We start from the raw sequence: 16,449 nt of genomic DNA, 5'->3' as shown, positions 1-16,449 counted from the left end.
AGCTATGTGTGAAAATCAAGATTTTTTAAAATTATCTTTTATAAGCATTTAAAATCTATGCTTCTATGTGTTAAATTAACTTTTTTGCTAATTACACCCAACGGGTTTCCTAATAATTTAAAAACACAAAAAAACCTTCTCAATTCATAAAAAATTAAAAATATTAACGAAGAAGTTCATAAAGCCTATGAAATCATCAAAGAAGGCGGTATTATTCTTTATTCTACCGATACAGTCCGGGGAATTGGCTGTGATGCTACAAACGCTGAAGCAGTTGCCAAAATATATAATATGAAATTTGCAACTAATACAGATTAGAAGGTTTAATTATGTGTTTTTTTTAATCAACATAAATAAAAATTTAAAAATCAAAGCACATAAAATCTATACCCAGAACATTTCTAAAAATTCAAAAACCAAAGAATTTAAGACATGCTTAATATTTTTTTTCTCCAAACAAATTTAAACCATTGTCCAAAATTTTTCAAAACCAAATATTTCTTTGAGATTTTAATCTTATATTTTGTGTCTATTATTTTTTTTATATCCTTAATCCTTGTAGCAGGAAAGTAATCCAGTTTTTTCCAGCGTTTTGGTTCTATATAATAAAAATCTTCAAATTGATCATAATTTGTTTCATCAATCATTTTCCATTTTTTTAGAAAATTCTTATCCACTTCATTAGTATGCCCCCAATTTTTAAGTTTATACCTAAGTTGTTCTTCGGTACGAGCAATTGATTCATGTAGCACCAGATTATCAAAATAAACAGTTCTTTCGTTTGTTCTTCTTGCACACTTATAATTAGGATAATTTGTCGCAAAAATAGACTTCATTGGTTTATTAACGAAAAGAACTCCTTCCTTTGTATATTTATAAATAATTAACCAAAAACAAGCAAATTGAATTTTATTTTTTTTTGGATTATCGAGATAATGATCGTACTTCCTTAAATTTGCTATAAAACTATCAAAGTCAATAAAATACTCATCACTATCTATCTGTATCAACCAATTTCCAATTCCCATTTTCATAGAAAGTAAATGACGCTCTCTAGTATCATTTTGAATGGCAGTTAATTCAGGAATATAAAAATCATCTCTATAAAACTCAATTTTATTATCGACATCAAATTCTTTCAACCATTCATAAAAAGATTCATCTACAACAAACTCATTTCCGGACCAAGTCTTTTTATTACTGTCTTCAGCAATAAAAATTTTATCAGCAGCATTATAAACAGGTGGTATTGATAGTTTTAGCTTTTCATAATCGTATGAAAGCAGGAAGCCTACATGAATTTTCTTCATTATTTGTTTGTTTTAATAACCAATGGGTTATATCAAAAAATTATTTTATAAATCTGAAGTACAATTTGACAATGACAAATTCACAATCCGTATAATTTTGACTAACGTTTTTGTGCCAATATATATTGCAATTCACAGTAATTACGGATAATTTAATTGACTTTTACCTAAATTATTAATATTTATACTATAAAATTATTCAAAAAGGCTAAACAAGAATTGCATGACCTTTTTTTATATAGAGGCTAGTTGGTCCAAATGGTTGCGTTAGTAAATATTAATTTTTGTTGCAGATTTTTTTTCGGATTCTAATAGTCTTTATTTTTTTGCAAAAAGTGCTAAAAAATTAATAATCCCTTTAAATAATTTCCAATGAGTCTTGAAGGTTTTGATATACAGAATTTGCTGTATTCTTTTTGATTTAATCTCGCTCACTAATTTGTAGTCCTCTGTAAAATGAGAGAAATACTTATCAAACACTATTTTTTTTTCTAAATCAGCAATAGATTTATTATCTTTTTTAGATGAGATACCTGTAAAATCATAATTGCAAATAGTCATTTTCAAATACTTGGAAGGTCTGTTTTCTATGCAAATAGTGTAAATAAAAAACTCCCAATCTGATACTATTTTAAATTTTTCATTATATAAAAAATAATCAAAAAACAGTTGTCTTCTTATAAATGTTGCCTGATGATTAATACAACTAGAATAAAAAAAAGAAAAAGACAATTTTTCAGGATATGTTTTCTTTCTTTTGGAGTTTTGTTTTACTTTATAATTATCACCATAATAAATATCAAACTCGTCCACTAATAATGGATTTACTTTTTCTAAAACATTATTTTCATAAAAAGAATCACCACTATTCATAAAAATGACAAACTCGCCTGTTGCAGCATTTATACCTTTGTTCATGGCATTGTAAACTCCAGTATCTGGTTCTGACACCCAATAATCTATTTTTTCAGAATAACTTTCAATTAATTCTTTACTACCATCTGTACTGCCTCCATCAATAATAATAAATTCATAATGGTTTTCAGTTTGATGTATAATACTTTTAATGGTTTTTTCTAAACCTTTTATGTTATTATAATTTATTGTAATTATCGAAATTTTTTGGGGCATTATCTGTAATTTTATTTAAAAAAACTTTACTGTAATTATTCATTATTCACAATCAACACATAAAGACTTAAGCTAAATTTTGTTTGTTTTTAGGCAGAATAAAAATAAAAACTGAGATGAAAAACTTTAAAATACTCCATAATATCTCATTATTTTTTATTCTATATACTTTTCGAATTCTTCGATCAATTACAGTATTATAATATACAAAATCTTCGTAAAATAATGAGAAATGTTTTTTAATTATTATATCTCTTTCCTGGTGATATATATGCAAATTTTCTGGAATTGCTGATATTCCGGAAAAATCATAATAACAAATCGTTTTTTGCAAGTGTTCATATGATTCATTTCTTTTACATAATACATAAATAAAAAACTCCCAATCAGAAGAAATTTTGTATTCCGTGTTATACATAAAATGTTTAAAAAACAAATCGCGCTTAATAAAACTTGCCTGATGATTAATTCCCGAATTAACAAAATGTGAAAATGTTAATTTTGAAGGTGTTTTTTCTATTCTGTCATAACCAGCTTCATTAAAATAAAATGAATCACCATATAGTATTCCAACATCATTTTTAAATTTATGATGAATTTCTTCAAGAACAGTATTGGAATAATAATAATCTCCACTATTCATAAAATTAACAAAGGTACCTTTAGCTAATTGAATTCCTTTGTTCATGGCATCATAGACTCCTTTATCTTTTTCTGAAACCCAATAATTAATGTATCTGTCATATTTTTTTATTGTTGACAAACTTTCATCAGTACTTCCGCCATCAATAATAATAAACTCAAAATCAGTCCAGGTTTGATTGATAATACTTTCAATTGTTTTAAGCAATCCTACATTATTATTATAATTTATGGTAATGATGGTTAGCTTAATCGAGTTTTTTTCAGAAAAAACCCGATTCAATTTCTCTTTTTTAGAAACAAAATGATTCTTTTTGTTTCTTTCTTCAATATTATGTTCTTTATTCAGTGTAAAGAAATCAGCATCACTTTCTGGTAAAAAAGATATCGGATGCATAATTATTTCATCTAATTTTCCATAAGGAATATTTTCAAAACCATTAGCGCTAAAAGTATGTGTTGCATTATTTCCAAAACCAATGTTAGAAATTAAGTTTGCATTAGGAATTACAGACAATCCTCTACTAAACAGATTAGTTATCGTTAATTGATAATCCCAGGTATCAATTTCATTATTATATAATTTTCGAATAATTTCATACCAATCATTCGCTAAAAAAGGATTTTTAAAAATTGAATTAAATAATTCATAATGATCCAATTCCTTAAACTTAGCTAATTCAACATCATATTCATTCCAAACTCTCCTCCATGAAGCCCAACCCCATACGTGTGTGAGATTTGAAAAATAATAACTTGCTTCGCCTCGTTTAGTACCAAATTGAAAATTACTTCCTCCTATAAAACGAACTTTGGTTTCATCTTTATAAAATGACAACATTTCATCACAAAATCTAAAAAAATCATTTGAAGGCAGACAATCATCTTCTAAAATAATTCCTTGCTCTTCATTTTCAAAAAACCAACTAATAGCTGAAGATACGGCATACTTACAACCTAAATTTTTTTCTCTGAACAAAGTTATTAATTCACAATCCCAGTCAATATTTGTTGCTATTTCTCTAACTATATTACATTTATTTAATTCCTTAATATCTCTGGCTCCATCAGCAGCAACATATAGTTTTTTAGGCCTTGCTTTTTTGATTTCATTAAAAACTAATGCAGTAACATCTGGTCTGTTAAAAACCAGAAAAAGTATTGGGGACTGAACCTGATAAGAATCTCTAATCATTTATTGCTTTTTTATAAAGTTCCAAACATTGTGAAGCAGCAATTTCCCAACTAAATTTTTTCGCTTGTTCTATTCCTTTTAAAATATATTCATTTCTGAACTTTTCATTATTTAATACTAATACAATCTTGTTCATTAAATCTTCTTTACTGGAAACATCAAAATAAATTCCAGCCTCACCTGCTACTTCAGGAAAAGAACTAGTATTAGACAAAACAATTGGGCAGCCACAGGTCATGGATTCTAAAACCGGAATTCCAAAACCCTCATACATTGAAGGAAAAACAAAACATCTTGCATTTTTATAAAACAAACCTAACTGCTCCTCTTCAAAATATTTCTGCTCCACCTGTTCTTTAATACCTATTCTTTTTAAAAACTCAATTTCTTCATCTTTAAATTCGCCTCCTCCTGCACAAATTAGTTTTAACGTAGCATCCTTAACTAACAAATCTCTTATTGATTCGACTAAAAAATAAAAATTTTTGTAATGATCCCTGGAGCCAACAAATAAGATATAATTATCTGGTAAATCCACCGATATGTTTTCATTTACCTGAATTGAATTTCCATGGTAAATGACTTCTATTTTAGACTCATCTATATGGGGATAAACTTTAATTATATCCTTTTTAGTATTTTTTGAAACAGCAATAATTTTAGTAGCTTTCTCCAATAATCTCTTTTTGTTTACAGTTACATTCCATGGATCTCCTATAAAATATTGAGGCATTAACTCATGAATCATATCATAAACAGTCAGAACAAAAGGCTTACCATCAATAAGTTCTAAAAAATAAGGATCATAGTAAGTAGGTATGAACAATTCAAAATTGTTATCCCTCAAAGGTTTTTTGGTTTTTTTTTCGTTTATTTTTCTATTTAAGGAACGGGTACTTACTCCTAAAGCATTTAAAGTTTTAATCAAATAAGTAACGAGTTTCTTTTCTTTTAACAGTAAACCACTATTGACAACATAAACATTATTTGAGTTCTCAATAGGAAGTGTGATTGACAGTTTTTTATTTCTTTTAAGACGACTAAAAATTTCTGTGTAATATCTGGAAATCCCTCCATAAGTTTGCATATTAAAAACCTGAGGGTCTAAAAAAATTTTCATAAGTAATAATATTTTATTTTTATTTTAATTCACCTCCAAAGATTGCAAACTCACTAAATTGGCATAATTCTTTTTCATATTTAATAATTCTTCATGAGTTCCTTGTTCTACAATTCTTCCCTTACTCATTACCACTATTAAATCGGCATTTTGAATTGTTGACAAGCGGTGCGCAATAACGATTGAAGTTCTATTCTCCATCATATTTTCTAATCCAACTTGTACTAATTTTTCAGATTCGGTATCTAATGCTGATGTAGCTTCATCCAAAATCATGATTGGAGGATTTTTCATTACTGCTCTCGCTATAGCTACACGCTGGCGTTGTCCACCAGATAACATACCTCCTCCATCTCCTACCGGACTGTTATATTGTTCCGGAAATTCTGAAATAAAATTATGTGCATTGGCGACTTTTGCGGCACTTATAATTGCATCCATATTTGGATTATCTATACTTAACGAAATATTATTTGCAATAGAATCATTAAACAGAATAGAATCCTGGGCAACAATTCCCATTTGTTTTCTTAGTGAATTGGCTTTAACCTCTTTAATATTAATACCATCAAAAGTTATACTTCCTTCGGTGACATCATAAAGTCTCGTAACCAGATTTGCCAGAGTCGATTTTCCGCTTCCGGATTCCCCTACTAATGCTACTCTTTTTCCCTTTGGTACAGTTAAATTAAAATCCCTTAAAACATATTCCGAATCGTATTTAAACGAAACATTGGTAAATTTAATTTCTTGGTTAAATTCTGTAATCTCTATAGCATCAGGATTATCTTGAAGTGGATTGGTAGCATCTAAAATAAAAGCAACCCTTTCATAAGCAGCATTCCCCCCCATTAAAGCCTGATTTGCTTTCGTTATCGCTTTGGCAGGTGTCAATATTTGATAAGCTAATCCCATATATGCAATAAAAGCACTACCGCTCATAGAACCATCAATCAATACTAAAGATCCTCCATATACTAATAAAATAGAAATTACAAAAATCCCTAAAAATTCGCTCATAGGACCTGCCAAACTCATTCGAACTCCTATTTTATTATTCAAATTATTTATAAACTCTGTTGAATTGAAATAACGCCGTATGAAAAAATTCTCTGAAGTAAAGTTTTTAATTACTTTTATCCCACCTAAAGTTTCTTCAATATCAGATAATAAATGTCCTTCAAGAGAAAAAATATCTCCTGACTGACTTTTGATGGATTTACTCATTCTGGATATTAAAATACCTGAAACAGGAAGAAAAAGAAATACGAAAATTGTCAGTTTCCAACTTATTAAGACCATTGATATTAAAGTAAATATAATCGTCAGTGGTTCACTTACCATCATTAAAATACTCAAAAAAGCACTTTTTATTGTATTAATATCGGAAGTCATTCTTGAAATTAAATCTCCTTTTCTCTCATTCGAAAAAAAAGAAACTGGTAAACTAATTACTTTTTGATATACATCATTTCTCAAATCTTTCAAAATTCCGTTATTCAAATAGGTCATGTATACAATTGAAATGAAATTGAAAAAGTTTTTTAATAAAAAAGTAGTCAAAACAAATACAACCATCCATATTAACGTACTTAATGCACCATTCATTTCTGTATTATGAGTAATAAAATAATTTAAAGAATCTTCCAAATAACGTTTATCGATACTTTTAATTCCTTCATATACTGGTTTAACATGTACTTTTTCACCATCAGAAAACAAGACCTTCATTAATGGAAAAAGGGAAAGCATTGAAATAGCTGAAAAAAAAGCATACAAAACATTAAAGATGATACTGATTACTAAATTTTTCTTGTGTGGTATTAAATACTTTAAAAAACGTTTAAAATTTTTCATGAATGACTTTAGAGTAAAGACTAATTTAATTATTTACGAAGGGGTTGTTTTTTTGCAAAGTTAAAACTAAAATTGTTTTAAAACAATAAACAAAAGATGACTAAACTTACAAAAAGATAAATCTTTCAATACCTGAATTTTCTTGTACAAAAATCAAATTATATCTATTATTAAATTATTTAAATATGATTCTAAGCTCTTAAATCTATGAGATTTCCAGAAATATTTTTCGTTACTTTGTCCAGTATAAATTGTTACTTGTATTTAATAAAAATGGAAAATATCAACGAAGAAGTTCATAAAGCCTACGAAATCATCAAAGAAGGCGGTATTATTCTTTATCCTACCGATACAGTCTGGGGAATTGGCTGTGATGCTACAAACGCCGAAGCCGTAGCTAAAATATATAAATTAAAGCAACGTGCCGAAACCCAAAGCATGATTGTATTGATGAATGGCGAAAAAATGATGTATAATGTATTTAAAAACATTCCGGAAGTAGCCTGGCAAATTCTCGATTTGTCCGAAAAGCCAACAACTTTAATTCTGGACGAACCCAGAAATGTTGCTCCAAATATTATTGCAGCTGATAAATCACTCGGAATTCGATTAGTAAAAGAGCCCTTTTGTTTTAAATTATTAGAACGAATGAAGAAGCCTTTGGTTTCGACTTCGGCAAATATTTCAGGACAGCCCACTCCAATAGCTTTTAAAGATATTAATCCGGAAATTATAAAAGGTGTTGATTATGTAGTAAAATTAAATCAGGATAAAGTGGCCGGAAAACCATCAACTATAATCAAATTAACTAATGACTCGCAGGTAAAGGTGATTCGTAAGTAATAAATGACTTCGATTTCGTTCAGTCTGACATAAACAATGTTCCTGAATGAAGTCGAAGGAATTTTAAACACTAAAATATTTGAACCTTTACTACTCTGAGCCTTTGAAGCTCTAAACCGTTTTCAGGCTCTCAATAAGCCAGTCAATATCTTCCTTTGTGTTGTAATGACTAAATGAAATTCGGAGGTTAGGCAATTTTAAGTCTGCTACCGAAAGAATTTCTTTCAGAACATGTGAAGGCTTGATACTTCCGGACTGGCATGCGCTTCCTCTGGAAACGGCTATTCCTTTCATATCTAAACTAAACAATAACATTGAAGTTTTATCCTGTGAAAAAGGCAAAATTATATTGATGATATTATAAAAATCTTCTTTTTTTCCAACGATCCTAAAAGCTGGAAAATGAATTTCCAGTTGGTTTATCAAATACATTTTCAAGTCCGAAATGTATTTTCTTTCCTGATCTAAATTTTCGCACGAAAGAGTCAACGCTTTTGCCATTCCGGCAATTTGATGCACCGCTTCAGTTCCGGCACGAAGTCCTTTTTCCTGTTCTCCCCCAAAAAGTAATGGTTGTAATCCTGAATTTTTTCGGATAAAAGCAAAACCTACACCTTTTGGTCCATGAAATTTATGAGCACTTGCTACTATAAAATCAACCGGGGTCTTTTGCAGATCAATTTCAGTTTTTCCAACAGACTGCACAGTATCCGAATGAAACAGGGCATTATATTGCTTACAAATAACGCTTACCCTGTCCAGGTCTAAAATAGTCCCTGTTTCATTATTTATGTGCATCAGACTCACTATTGTCTTTTTTTCTTCAGACAATAAATTCGATAAATGAGTTAAATCGATGGTTCCATCGGGATTTACATTCACATAATCAATCTGAATGTTATAATCTGACTCTAAAGCCAAAACAGTATATAAAACCGCGTGATGTTCTATTCTGGAAGTAATGATACGCTCTACTTTGAGATCTTCTACTGCCGAACGAAGAATCCAGTTATCTGCTTCTGTACCTCCGGAAGTAAAAATAATTTCTTGTGCCGTACAGTTTAAATGTTTAGCAATGCTTTTTCTGGAAAGCTCCAGAATAGTTTTTGCATTTCTGCCAAAACTATGCGTAGATGACGGATTACCAAAATCATCTGCCATAATTTTTGTCATTTCCTGAATAACTTCAAATCGTATGGCAGTCGTAGAAGCGTTATCGAGATATACTTTTTTCATTGGGGCAAAGTTATAAAATATCAATTGTCAATTCTTAAATATCATTTGCAAAATTTTTCACTATTTTTGACGCAAATAAAAATACGATGAAAAAATACGCAAGCCTCCTTTTATTCGCCCTTTTGTTAAATGGATGTGATGACGGTGATTTAACCGTTGAAACTTTTGATTTTAGTGAAGTTGCTCCTAGCTCCTGTGACGATACTTTCCAATTGCTTTATAAAATAAAAAATCAGGAAAGTTTATTATTGCAACTACCCGAAGAAACATTTGTAAATGAAGTTACTGCAGTAGGAGACCCTGTTATCCTTAACATTGACACCGACCATAAACTATTTTACAGAACCTATGACGGAGCTGTTTTAAAAGCCAATATTTGTGATGCAATAAGACCTGCAACTCCAAATGTAACTGACGAATGGAATGCTACAAGTGGACAAATAGAAATTAGCACAACTGTAAACTATACGGTAAATGAAACAGAAAACAGCACCAGAATATCAGGATACACTCATAATATTGCTTTTAAAAACCTGACCTATTCTAAACCTTCGGGAGAACAAGTAGGACCAAATTTTGTTTTTGGTACAATTGTAACACCTGCAGTTGGGTTAAATTTAGATTTTAAAGAAGCTGCAGAACAATGCAGTACTTCCAAACAAGTTTATAATTACAGCACAGGTAATGGTACATCCCTGACAATCGATAATATAGATTCAAATCTGATTGTAAATGAAGTTACTGCTCCGAACAGTCCCAGAACAGCCTTAATTACTTCGACTACTAATAAAGTTGCTTATAAGGTTTATGAAGGCGTTCTTACCAGCTCTTATTTCTGTAATACAACAACTCCAACCTCACCTGCTGTTGCCCAAATATGGAACGGTGAAAATGGTGTTGCCGGTGAAAGTGGTATTATCGAAGTCGTTACCGCAACATTAGGACCTAACATTTTTACACATACAATTACGTTGAAAAATGTAATTTTAAATAATGGAAATGTCAACTTCAAACTAGGAAACAGCTTTTTATTAGGAATCATAACAGTTAATACTAACTAAAATTAATTCTTACAAAAAAGAATCCGTTTTTTACATTTATTTCAGTGTAAAAAACGGATGCTTTTTTTATGCCTGTATTTGATTTTTTCAGACCTTGAAACTTTGTTTATTTATTGTTTTGTCTAAAATAAACTTCTGTAGCACCCAAGCCATATTTTTGATAATTGGCATCCTGAAAATCAATTCCGTCATAACGTCCTAATAAAAAATCCAATTCGGCTTTTAGGATTCCTTCGCCGACTCCATGAATAAAAACAATCTTTGGAATGCGATTCCGAATGGCAAATTCAATATGCCTTTTTGCCGTTTCTGTCTGCAGAGTTAAAATGTCGTAATTTGACATCCCGCGTTTATTCGGAACCAGTTTTTCAATATGCAAATCAAATTCCGGAGCCGAAATTTCACGTTTATCTTTACGTTCTTTTACAAAACTCCTCGGTTTTGGTTCTGTTTTCTCTTTTGAAACCTCATCTAAATTAATTCTTTTAATAGAATTCATTAAATTACTGGAATCATGAATTTTAAGTAATTCATTGACAAAAAATGTCATCATAAATCCGTCTTCAGTTTCAATCAAAACTTCCTTATTCTTAACCGAAACTACGACTCCGTTTATGGCTTCATCCAAAACGGAAACCTTATCTCCCTTACTCAACATCTTCTTCTTCTTTATCTTGATTTTTACTCGGTGTTTTTGCACTCAGCTGCATCATTCCAAACATAAAAACTACAATTGCGACAACTGTAATGTAGATGTTTTTTTCTGCTGAAACCTGCTCATATAACGCAACTGAGATAGCAAGAATCATTATTAAAATTTTAAAAGTTTTCATATCTTTAATATAAGACTTCAAAAGTAAGAAACTTTAAAATAGTACTTCTTACCTTTTAAGTATTATCAGTTATTTTTTTGTAAAATTGTAAAAACTAAAACCGGTGAATTTAGAAAAATTTATGCTGCCTTGCCTATTCAAAACCCTCTTCGGAATTGAGTGTTTGGGATGTGGTTTTCAGCGTGCTTTATTCTTACTTTTTCAGGGTCAGTTTCTGGCTGCTTTCAAGATGTATCCCGCGCTTTATTCTACCCTTTTATTTTTTGGTTTTATAACACTGTACTTTTTAGACAAGTCAAAAAATTACACCAAATTACTTTGGATTTCCGGAATCCTAAATGGCATTTTTATGATTGTCGGATATTGGTATAAACACTTTTAAATTTTCCTTTTTGGCTGAAATTATTTTTTAATCTGGTTCAGGATATCGTTCATCATCTCAATTTGTACTTTCTGAATTTCGATTAATTCCTGCTGCTGATGCATAATTAAATGATCTATTTTATCATGAATCATTCTGATTTCCAATTCGGATTTCAGGTTAATCATATAATCTTTTTTAGCGCGGGTTCTGTCTTTTTCTTCCTGACGATTTTGGCTCATCATAATTACCGGTGCTTGTAATGCAGCTATACACGATAAAATTAAATTCAATAAAATAAAAGGATATGGATCAAAACCTTTATTAATCAATATAAAAACATTTGCAGCAATCCAAACAACGATAAAAAGTAAAAATGAAATTATAAAAGTCCAGCTTCCACCAAAATCAGCTACCTTATCGGCTATTTTCTGTCCAAAATTTCGGGTTTCTTCTTCATCTTCTATGGTACTTACTATTGATTTATCTTCTTTTAAAGATTCAATAACACTTTTTTCAAGATCAGAAAGCGCTCCGATTTCTGTAGATAAATAATTAGAAATGTATTTTTGGCGATATTCGTTTAATTCTTTGATAGCAATAAAATCACTGCTGCTAAAAGAAGGATGATCATTGATAATTAATCCTAAAATAGGATTATGAATAGATTTTCCGGAAATTTTCTCATTTGCAGGAAATGACAGGTTAGAAATAGCACTTTTAAAAGTCGAATTATTTTTCATTTTTAATATGTTTTACTGGCTAATTTACACATTAAACTTATTAAGAATAACATAAATTATTGAGTTTAAAATTCTTTTTATTTATCACAAATACAATTCGCAAAACAAAATTTCTTTAAGCAAATCATGCCTTTATTTACAAAAAACACCTTACTTTTAACGTTTCAAATCATTCATTCAATTTTATAATTGTGTCAAAAGATCTTATCATACAAAACATAAAAGCTTTAAAAAGCCATTCAAATATAAATTACGGAATCAAAACTAAAACAGAAGATTTTACCGAAAAGCTTTTTTATACGCTGTTTGATTCCAATGCGCCTTTAGATCAAAGTATCGATGAACTCGAAATACGCTTTAAAGAAATTGCTGTTTTAGCCTGCAAAAAACCGGAAAATTTATGCGAATCAATTTGGGACCGCTTTCTTGAAAAATTACCTGGTGTTTTAGAAAAATTAAATCAGGATGCCGAATATATTTTAGAAAATGACCCGGCATCAAATAGTATCAACGAAGTTTATTTAGGATATCCCGGCTTTTATGCTATTGCTATTTACAGATTAAGCCATGAATTATATCTTCTGGACCTGTTACTATTCTCAAGATTGATGAGCGAATATGCACATCGAATTACCGGAACGGACATTCATGCAGGAGCAAAAATTGCATCACCTTTTTTTATAGACCACGCCACCGGAATTGTTATTGGAGAAACTACGGTAATCGAAAAACATGTAAAAATTTATCAGGGAGTTACTTTAGGGGCCCTGAGCGTGAGTAAGGAGATGAAAAATGCAAAAAGGCACCCAACCGTAGAAGCCAATGTCTGTATTTATGCCAATGCCACTATTTTGGGAGGCGAAACTATCATTGGCAAAAATAGTATTATTGGAGGAAATGCATGGATAACCAAATCAATTCCTGCAGATTCTGTCGTCCTGAACACTACTACAACCGAAGTTAAAATAAAAGAAAAAAAATAGAATGAAATCACAAAAATTACTAAACCTGATTGGTAATACGCCATTAATGGAAACTGTCAATTTGGTAAAAAATAAAAATGTAAAACTTTTACTAAAGCTTGAAGGAAACAATCCCGGCGGAAGTGTAAAAGACAGAGCAGCATATAACATGATTGCAGCAGCCCTTGAAAGAGGAGATATAAAAAAAGGAGATAAATTAATTGAAGCGACAAGTGGCAACACCGGAATTGCACTGGCTATGATTGCCCAATTGTTTCAAATAGAAATAGAACTGGTTTTACCTGAAGATTCTACAAAAGAACGTACGCAAACTATGCGTGCTTATGGAGCCACAGTTATTTTAACACCTGCCAGTGAAGGAATTATTGGTTCACGCGATTATGCAGACAAAAAAGTTGCACAAGGAGGTTATCTGATGTTGAATCAGTTTGCTAATGATGACAACTGGAAAGCACATTACAAAACCACAGGTCCTGAAATTTGGAATGACACTGACGGAACTGTTACACATTTTGTTTCGGCTATGGGAACAACAGGAACCATTATTGGAACTTCGACTTATTTGAAAGAAAAAAATCCGGCAATTCAGATTATTGGCGCTCAGCCAAGTGACGGATCTCAGATTCCGGGAATCAGAAAATGGCCTCAGGAATATTTGCCTAAAATTTTTGATGCTTCAAAAGTAGATACAGTTGTTGATGTTAGTGAAGAAGAGGCCCGTGAAATGACCAAAAGACTTGCCCTGGAAGAAGGTGTTTTTGCCGGAATGAGCAGTGGAGGTTCTGTTGCTGTAGCCCTGAAACTCGCCGAACAATTAGAATCCGGAGTCATTGTAGCCGTTATCTGCGATCGCGGAGATCGTTATCTTTCTTCTGATTTATTTGATTAAAAAAAGACTCTAAGGTTCTAAGTTTTTTGACTTTGAATATAAAATCTTAGCAACTCAGAACCTTAGCAACTTAGAACCTTAAAAAGAAAAAAAATGAACTATCGTAAACTAGGAAAAACAAATTTTAATATATCTGAAATCTCACTTGGCACCTGGCAGGTTGGAGGAAAATGGGGATCTGCTTTTGACAATAAAACGGCTGACGAGCTTTTGAATACTGCAATTGACAATGGTGTTAATTTTATTGATACTGCCGATGTGTATGAAAATGGTTTAAGCGAAACTGCTGTTGGAAGAGTAGTTCGATCACGGTCTGAACGTATATATGTAGCCACAAAATGCGGGCGTCATATTAATCCGCATGTTAGCGACGGATATCAGCCTAAAGTACTTCAGAAATTTGTTGAAGACAGTTTAAAAAGAATGGGATTAGAAACACTCGATCTGATTCAGTTGCACTGTCCTCCTACTGAAGTTTTTTACCGGCCAGAAATTTTCGAATTATTTGACCGCTTAAAAGAGCAGGGAAAGATTTTAAATCTGGGCGTAAGCGTCGAAAAAGTAGAAGAAGCACTGAAAGCAATCGAATATTCGAATGTAACGACTGTTCAGATTATTTTTAACCTGTTCCGTCAGCGTCCTTCTCAATTATTTTTTTCTGAAGCAAGAAAAAAAGATATCGGAATCATTGCGAGAGTTCCGTTAGCAAGTGGTCTTTTAACGGGCTTATTTGATGCAAAAACAACTTTTGACGCACAAGATCACCGTAATTTTAATCGTAACGGAGATGCTTTTGATAAAGGTGAAACGTTCTCCGGTATTGATTATGATTTGGGCCTAAAAGCTGTCCAGGAATTAAAAGCATTATTTCCCGAGACTCCAAACCTCGCTCCTATTGCCCTGCAATGGATTTTAAGTTTTGACGATATCAGCTGTATTATTCCCGGAGCTTCTAAAACAAGCCATGTGATGTCTAATTTATCCGTTTATGATTTACCAAAATTAACTCCGGAGAAAATTTCGGCAATGAATAAAATTTATGAAGAATATATAAAACCTTCTGTACATCATTTATGGTAGTTTTTTTTTAAACTTTAAAACACTAATTTTTAAACACTTGAAGTTATTGTTTTTTATTTTTTGCATTTTTTACGCAACCTTTTGCAAATCATTGCATCTCTTATAAAAACACTAACCATGAAAAACCTTTCTTTTATCGTATTTGCCATTTGTCTAATATTTGCTTCATGCAGTAATGATGAAAATTCTCAAGAAGAAGATTCAAAAATGTATGATGACATTATTGAAGCTTCTTTAGCTAATTCTCAAACTTGTACAAATCCTGAAGAATGGAATATTACCGGTATTGGAGCTAAAGGTTGCGGTGGATATGCCGGATATATTGTGTATTCTAAAAAAATCAACAGTGACGAGTTTCTGGCGAAAGTTAAAAAATATACGGATGCCCAAAAAAGTCATTATGATAAAGAATCGGGAATAGGATATGAGTGCAGCACGGCAAAAGAACCAACAGGAATTGAATGTATAGATGGAAAGCCTACACTTACTTATTTTACAGGAGCTTATTAAAGCAAGTATTAAGTTTAAATTCTAAGGTACTGAAAAGTTAATTTTTGAGATATGAAAATATAAACTTTTCAGTACCTTACATTTTTTATTGAAACTTAAAAAATGCTTACAAAATCAAATATTAAAGAATGGTTTAACCGATACAAGTATGCGGAATTAGCAAGTACAAGTGCAGCGCTTACCACTTCGCTTTTCAGTAAAATCTATAACGGATTAACAACTGCCTATTTGATTACGTTTGCAGAATACCTTGCTTTTTACAGTGTTATTTTATTTTCTTCTTATAAAAAATTAACACAACAAAATAAGCTTCTTAATAAAAAAACTTATATCAAAGAGGTTCTTTCACTGACAAAAAATTTAATTTTAGAATTTGGTTATCCTGCTTTTTTAGATTTTTTGGTAATTCGCCCGTTTTGTATGTATTGGATGCCCATTCTTTGCGGCAATTATTTTTTCGGAATCATCCTTGGAAAAATTTCTGCAGATTTATGTTTCTATTCCTTTACAATTATCAATTACGAATTAATAAAAAGAAAATAATTATCCTTCATCTGGTTTCACTTTTCTACTTCTGCTTTTGCATTTTTATAAAAGATGATCCGTTGGGTGTAATTCAAAACAGGTGTCAGGCTGAGTCCGTTCGTCTTCGCTC

Annotated in this window: 17 protein-coding genes and 1 pseudogene; 9 read left to right on the top strand and 9 right to left on the bottom strand. The window is 31.0% G+C overall.

The features are described from left to right. Positions 1-153: 153 nt before the first annotated feature. Positions 154-312: pseudogene (locus tag PMI10_RS21925) on the top strand (L-threonylcarbamoyladenylate synthase); the annotation flags it as partial. A gap of 113 nt (positions 313-425) precedes the next feature. Here PMI10_RS21925 and PMI10_RS19150 read toward each other — a convergent pair. The 5 genes from PMI10_RS19150 to PMI10_RS19130 all read right to left on the bottom strand — a co-directional run bounded on the left by PMI10_RS19150 (position 426) and on the right by PMI10_RS19130 (position 7,255). After that, on the bottom strand, positions 426-1,310 hold the full coding sequence (locus tag PMI10_RS19150; RefSeq protein WP_007810898.1) for a hypothetical protein: 885 nt from the start codon (positions 1,308-1,310) through the stop codon (positions 426-428). A 318-nt stretch (positions 1,311-1,628) separates the two neighbouring features. Beyond that, entirely contained in the window at positions 1,629-2,441 is an 813-nt protein-coding gene (locus PMI10_RS19145) for a glycosyltransferase family 2 protein (protein WP_007810895.1), read from the bottom strand. A 67-nt stretch (positions 2,442-2,508) separates the two neighbouring features. After that, positions 2,509-4,278: a glycosyltransferase family 2 protein gene (locus tag PMI10_RS22135; protein ID WP_007810894.1), complete on the bottom strand. Its 1,770-nt coding sequence runs from the start codon at positions 4,276-4,278 to the stop codon at positions 2,509-2,511. Next, positions 4,271-5,398, bottom strand: a complete 1,128-nt coding sequence (locus PMI10_RS19135) for a glycosyltransferase family 4 protein (protein WP_007810893.1) — start codon at positions 5,396-5,398, stop codon at positions 4,271-4,273. Before PMI10_RS19135 ends, PMI10_RS22135 begins: the two co-directional genes overlap by 8 nt. A 24-nt stretch (positions 5,399-5,422) precedes the next feature. Then, positions 5,423-7,255 (bottom strand): ABC transporter ATP-binding protein, encoded by a 1,833-nt coding sequence (locus PMI10_RS19130; RefSeq protein WP_007810892.1) that lies wholly within the window; start codon positions 7,253-7,255, stop codon positions 5,423-5,425. A 273-nt stretch (positions 7,256-7,528) separates the two neighbouring features. On the opposite strand from PMI10_RS19130, the gene PMI10_RS19125 reads away from it, so the two are divergent. Next, a complete protein-coding gene (locus PMI10_RS19125) occupies positions 7,529-8,098 on the top strand; it encodes an L-threonylcarbamoyladenylate synthase (protein ID WP_035632278.1) in 570 nt (189 codons plus the stop codon). A gap of 111 nt (positions 8,099-8,209) precedes the next feature. Here the strand turns inward: PMI10_RS19125 and PMI10_RS19120 are convergent, their stop codons facing one another. Next, positions 8,210-9,334, bottom strand: a complete 1,125-nt coding sequence (locus PMI10_RS19120; protein WP_007810890.1) for a cysteine desulfurase family protein — start codon at positions 9,332-9,334, stop codon at positions 8,210-8,212. Between the two features lie 86 nt (positions 9,335-9,420). Here PMI10_RS19120 and PMI10_RS21780 point away from each other — a divergent pair, with 86 nt between their 5' ends. After that, a complete protein-coding gene (locus PMI10_RS21780) occupies positions 9,421-10,395 on the top strand; it encodes a hypothetical protein (RefSeq protein ID WP_007810889.1) in 975 nt (324 codons plus the stop codon). Positions 10,396-10,501: 106 nt separating this feature from the next. On the opposite strand, the gene PMI10_RS19110 is transcribed toward PMI10_RS21780, so the two are convergent. Next, entirely contained in the window at positions 10,502-11,053 is a 552-nt protein-coding gene (locus PMI10_RS19110; RefSeq protein ID WP_007810888.1) for a Smr/MutS family protein, read from the bottom strand. Then, positions 11,043-11,228 (bottom strand): hypothetical protein, encoded by a 186-nt coding sequence (locus PMI10_RS19105; protein WP_035632274.1) that lies wholly within the window; start codon positions 11,226-11,228, stop codon positions 11,043-11,045. The genes PMI10_RS19110 and PMI10_RS19105 overlap by 11 nt, the downstream gene beginning before the upstream one ends. A gap of 103 nt (positions 11,229-11,331) precedes the next feature. Here PMI10_RS19105 and PMI10_RS19100 point away from each other — a divergent pair, with 103 nt between their 5' ends. Then, complete coding sequence (locus tag PMI10_RS19100) at positions 11,332-11,610, top strand: DUF2752 domain-containing protein (protein ID WP_035632267.1); 279 nt, start codon at positions 11,332-11,334, stop codon at positions 11,608-11,610. 20 nt (positions 11,611-11,630) lie between these two features. Here the strand turns inward: PMI10_RS19100 and PMI10_RS19095 are convergent, their stop codons facing one another. Then, positions 11,631-12,332: a DUF1003 domain-containing protein gene (locus PMI10_RS19095; RefSeq protein ID WP_007810886.1), complete on the bottom strand. Its 702-nt coding sequence runs from the start codon at positions 12,330-12,332 to the stop codon at positions 11,631-11,633. A gap of 191 nt (positions 12,333-12,523) precedes the next feature. Between PMI10_RS19095 and PMI10_RS19090 the strand changes: the two genes are divergently transcribed. The 5 genes from PMI10_RS19090 to PMI10_RS19070 all read left to right on the top strand — a co-directional run bounded on the left by PMI10_RS19090 (position 12,524) and on the right by PMI10_RS19070 (position 16,337). Further along, positions 12,524-13,315 (top strand): serine O-acetyltransferase, encoded by a 792-nt coding sequence (locus PMI10_RS19090; protein ID WP_007810885.1) that lies wholly within the window; start codon positions 12,524-12,526, stop codon positions 13,313-13,315. A gap of 1 nt (position 13,316) precedes the next feature. Next, on the top strand, positions 13,317-14,204 hold the full coding sequence (cysM, locus tag PMI10_RS19085) for a cysteine synthase CysM (protein ID WP_007810884.1): 888 nt from the start codon (positions 13,317-13,319) through the stop codon (positions 14,202-14,204). Between the two features lie 93 nt (positions 14,205-14,297). Continuing rightward, entirely contained in the window at positions 14,298-15,284 is a 987-nt protein-coding gene (locus PMI10_RS19080) for an aldo/keto reductase (RefSeq protein WP_007810883.1), read from the top strand. A 117-nt stretch (positions 15,285-15,401) separates the two neighbouring features. Continuing rightward, positions 15,402-15,794, top strand: a complete 393-nt coding sequence (locus PMI10_RS19075) for a hypothetical protein (RefSeq protein WP_007810882.1) — start codon at positions 15,402-15,404, stop codon at positions 15,792-15,794. Positions 15,795-15,896: 102 nt separating this feature from the next. After that, entirely contained in the window at positions 15,897-16,337 is a 441-nt protein-coding gene (locus tag PMI10_RS19070; protein ID WP_007810881.1) for a hypothetical protein, read from the top strand. The last annotated feature ends 112 nt before the right edge of the window (positions 16,338-16,449 follow it).

Origin of the sequence: Flavobacterium sp. CF136 (assembly GCF_000282055.1) — a bacterium.
Lineage (GTDB): Bacteria > Bacteroidota > Bacteroidia > Flavobacteriales > Flavobacteriaceae > Flavobacterium.
This window is presented reverse-complemented; position numbering and strand designations above follow the sequence as displayed.

Coding starts and splice junctions, on each gene's coding strand:
- PMI10_RS19080 (WP_007810883.1), top strand. CDS start 14,298: ATGAACTATCGTAAACTAGGAAAAACAAATTTTAATATATCTGAAATC.
- PMI10_RS19130 (WP_007810892.1), bottom strand. CDS start 7,255: ATGAAAAATTTTAAACGTTTTTTAAAGTATTTAATACCACACAAGAAA.
- PMI10_RS19120 (WP_007810890.1), bottom strand. CDS start 9,334: ATGAAAAAAGTATATCTCGATAACGCTTCTACGACTGCCATACGATTT.
- PMI10_RS19150 (WP_007810898.1), bottom strand. CDS start 1,310: ATGAAGAAAATTCATGTAGGCTTCCTGCTTTCATACGATTATGAAAAG.
- PMI10_RS19110 (WP_007810888.1), bottom strand. CDS start 11,053: ATGTTGAGTAAGGGAGATAAGGTTTCCGTTTTGGATGAAGCCATAAAC.
- cysM (WP_007810884.1), top strand. CDS start 13,317: ATGAAATCACAAAAATTACTAAACCTGATTGGTAATACGCCATTAATG.
- PMI10_RS22135 (WP_007810894.1), bottom strand. CDS start 4,278: ATGATTAGAGATTCTTATCAGGTTCAGTCCCCAATACTTTTTCTGGTT.
- PMI10_RS19070 (WP_007810881.1), top strand. CDS start 15,897: ATGCTTACAAAATCAAATATTAAAGAATGGTTTAACCGATACAAGTAT.
- PMI10_RS19095 (WP_007810886.1), bottom strand. CDS start 12,332: ATGAAAAATAATTCGACTTTTAAAAGTGCTATTTCTAACCTGTCATTT.
- PMI10_RS19075 (WP_007810882.1), top strand. CDS start 15,402: ATGAAAAACCTTTCTTTTATCGTATTTGCCATTTGTCTAATATTTGCT.
- PMI10_RS19125 (WP_035632278.1), top strand. CDS start 7,529: ATGGAAAATATCAACGAAGAAGTTCATAAAGCCTACGAAATCATCAAA.
- PMI10_RS19145 (WP_007810895.1), bottom strand. CDS start 2,441: ATGCCCCAAAAAATTTCGATAATTACAATAAATTATAATAACATAAAA.
- PMI10_RS21780 (WP_007810889.1), top strand. CDS start 9,421: ATGAAAAAATACGCAAGCCTCCTTTTATTCGCCCTTTTGTTAAATGGA.
- PMI10_RS19135 (WP_007810893.1), bottom strand. CDS start 5,398: ATGAAAATTTTTTTAGACCCTCAGGTTTTTAATATGCAAACTTATGGA.
- PMI10_RS19105 (WP_035632274.1), bottom strand. CDS start 11,228: ATGAAAACTTTTAAAATTTTAATAATGATTCTTGCTATCTCAGTTGCG.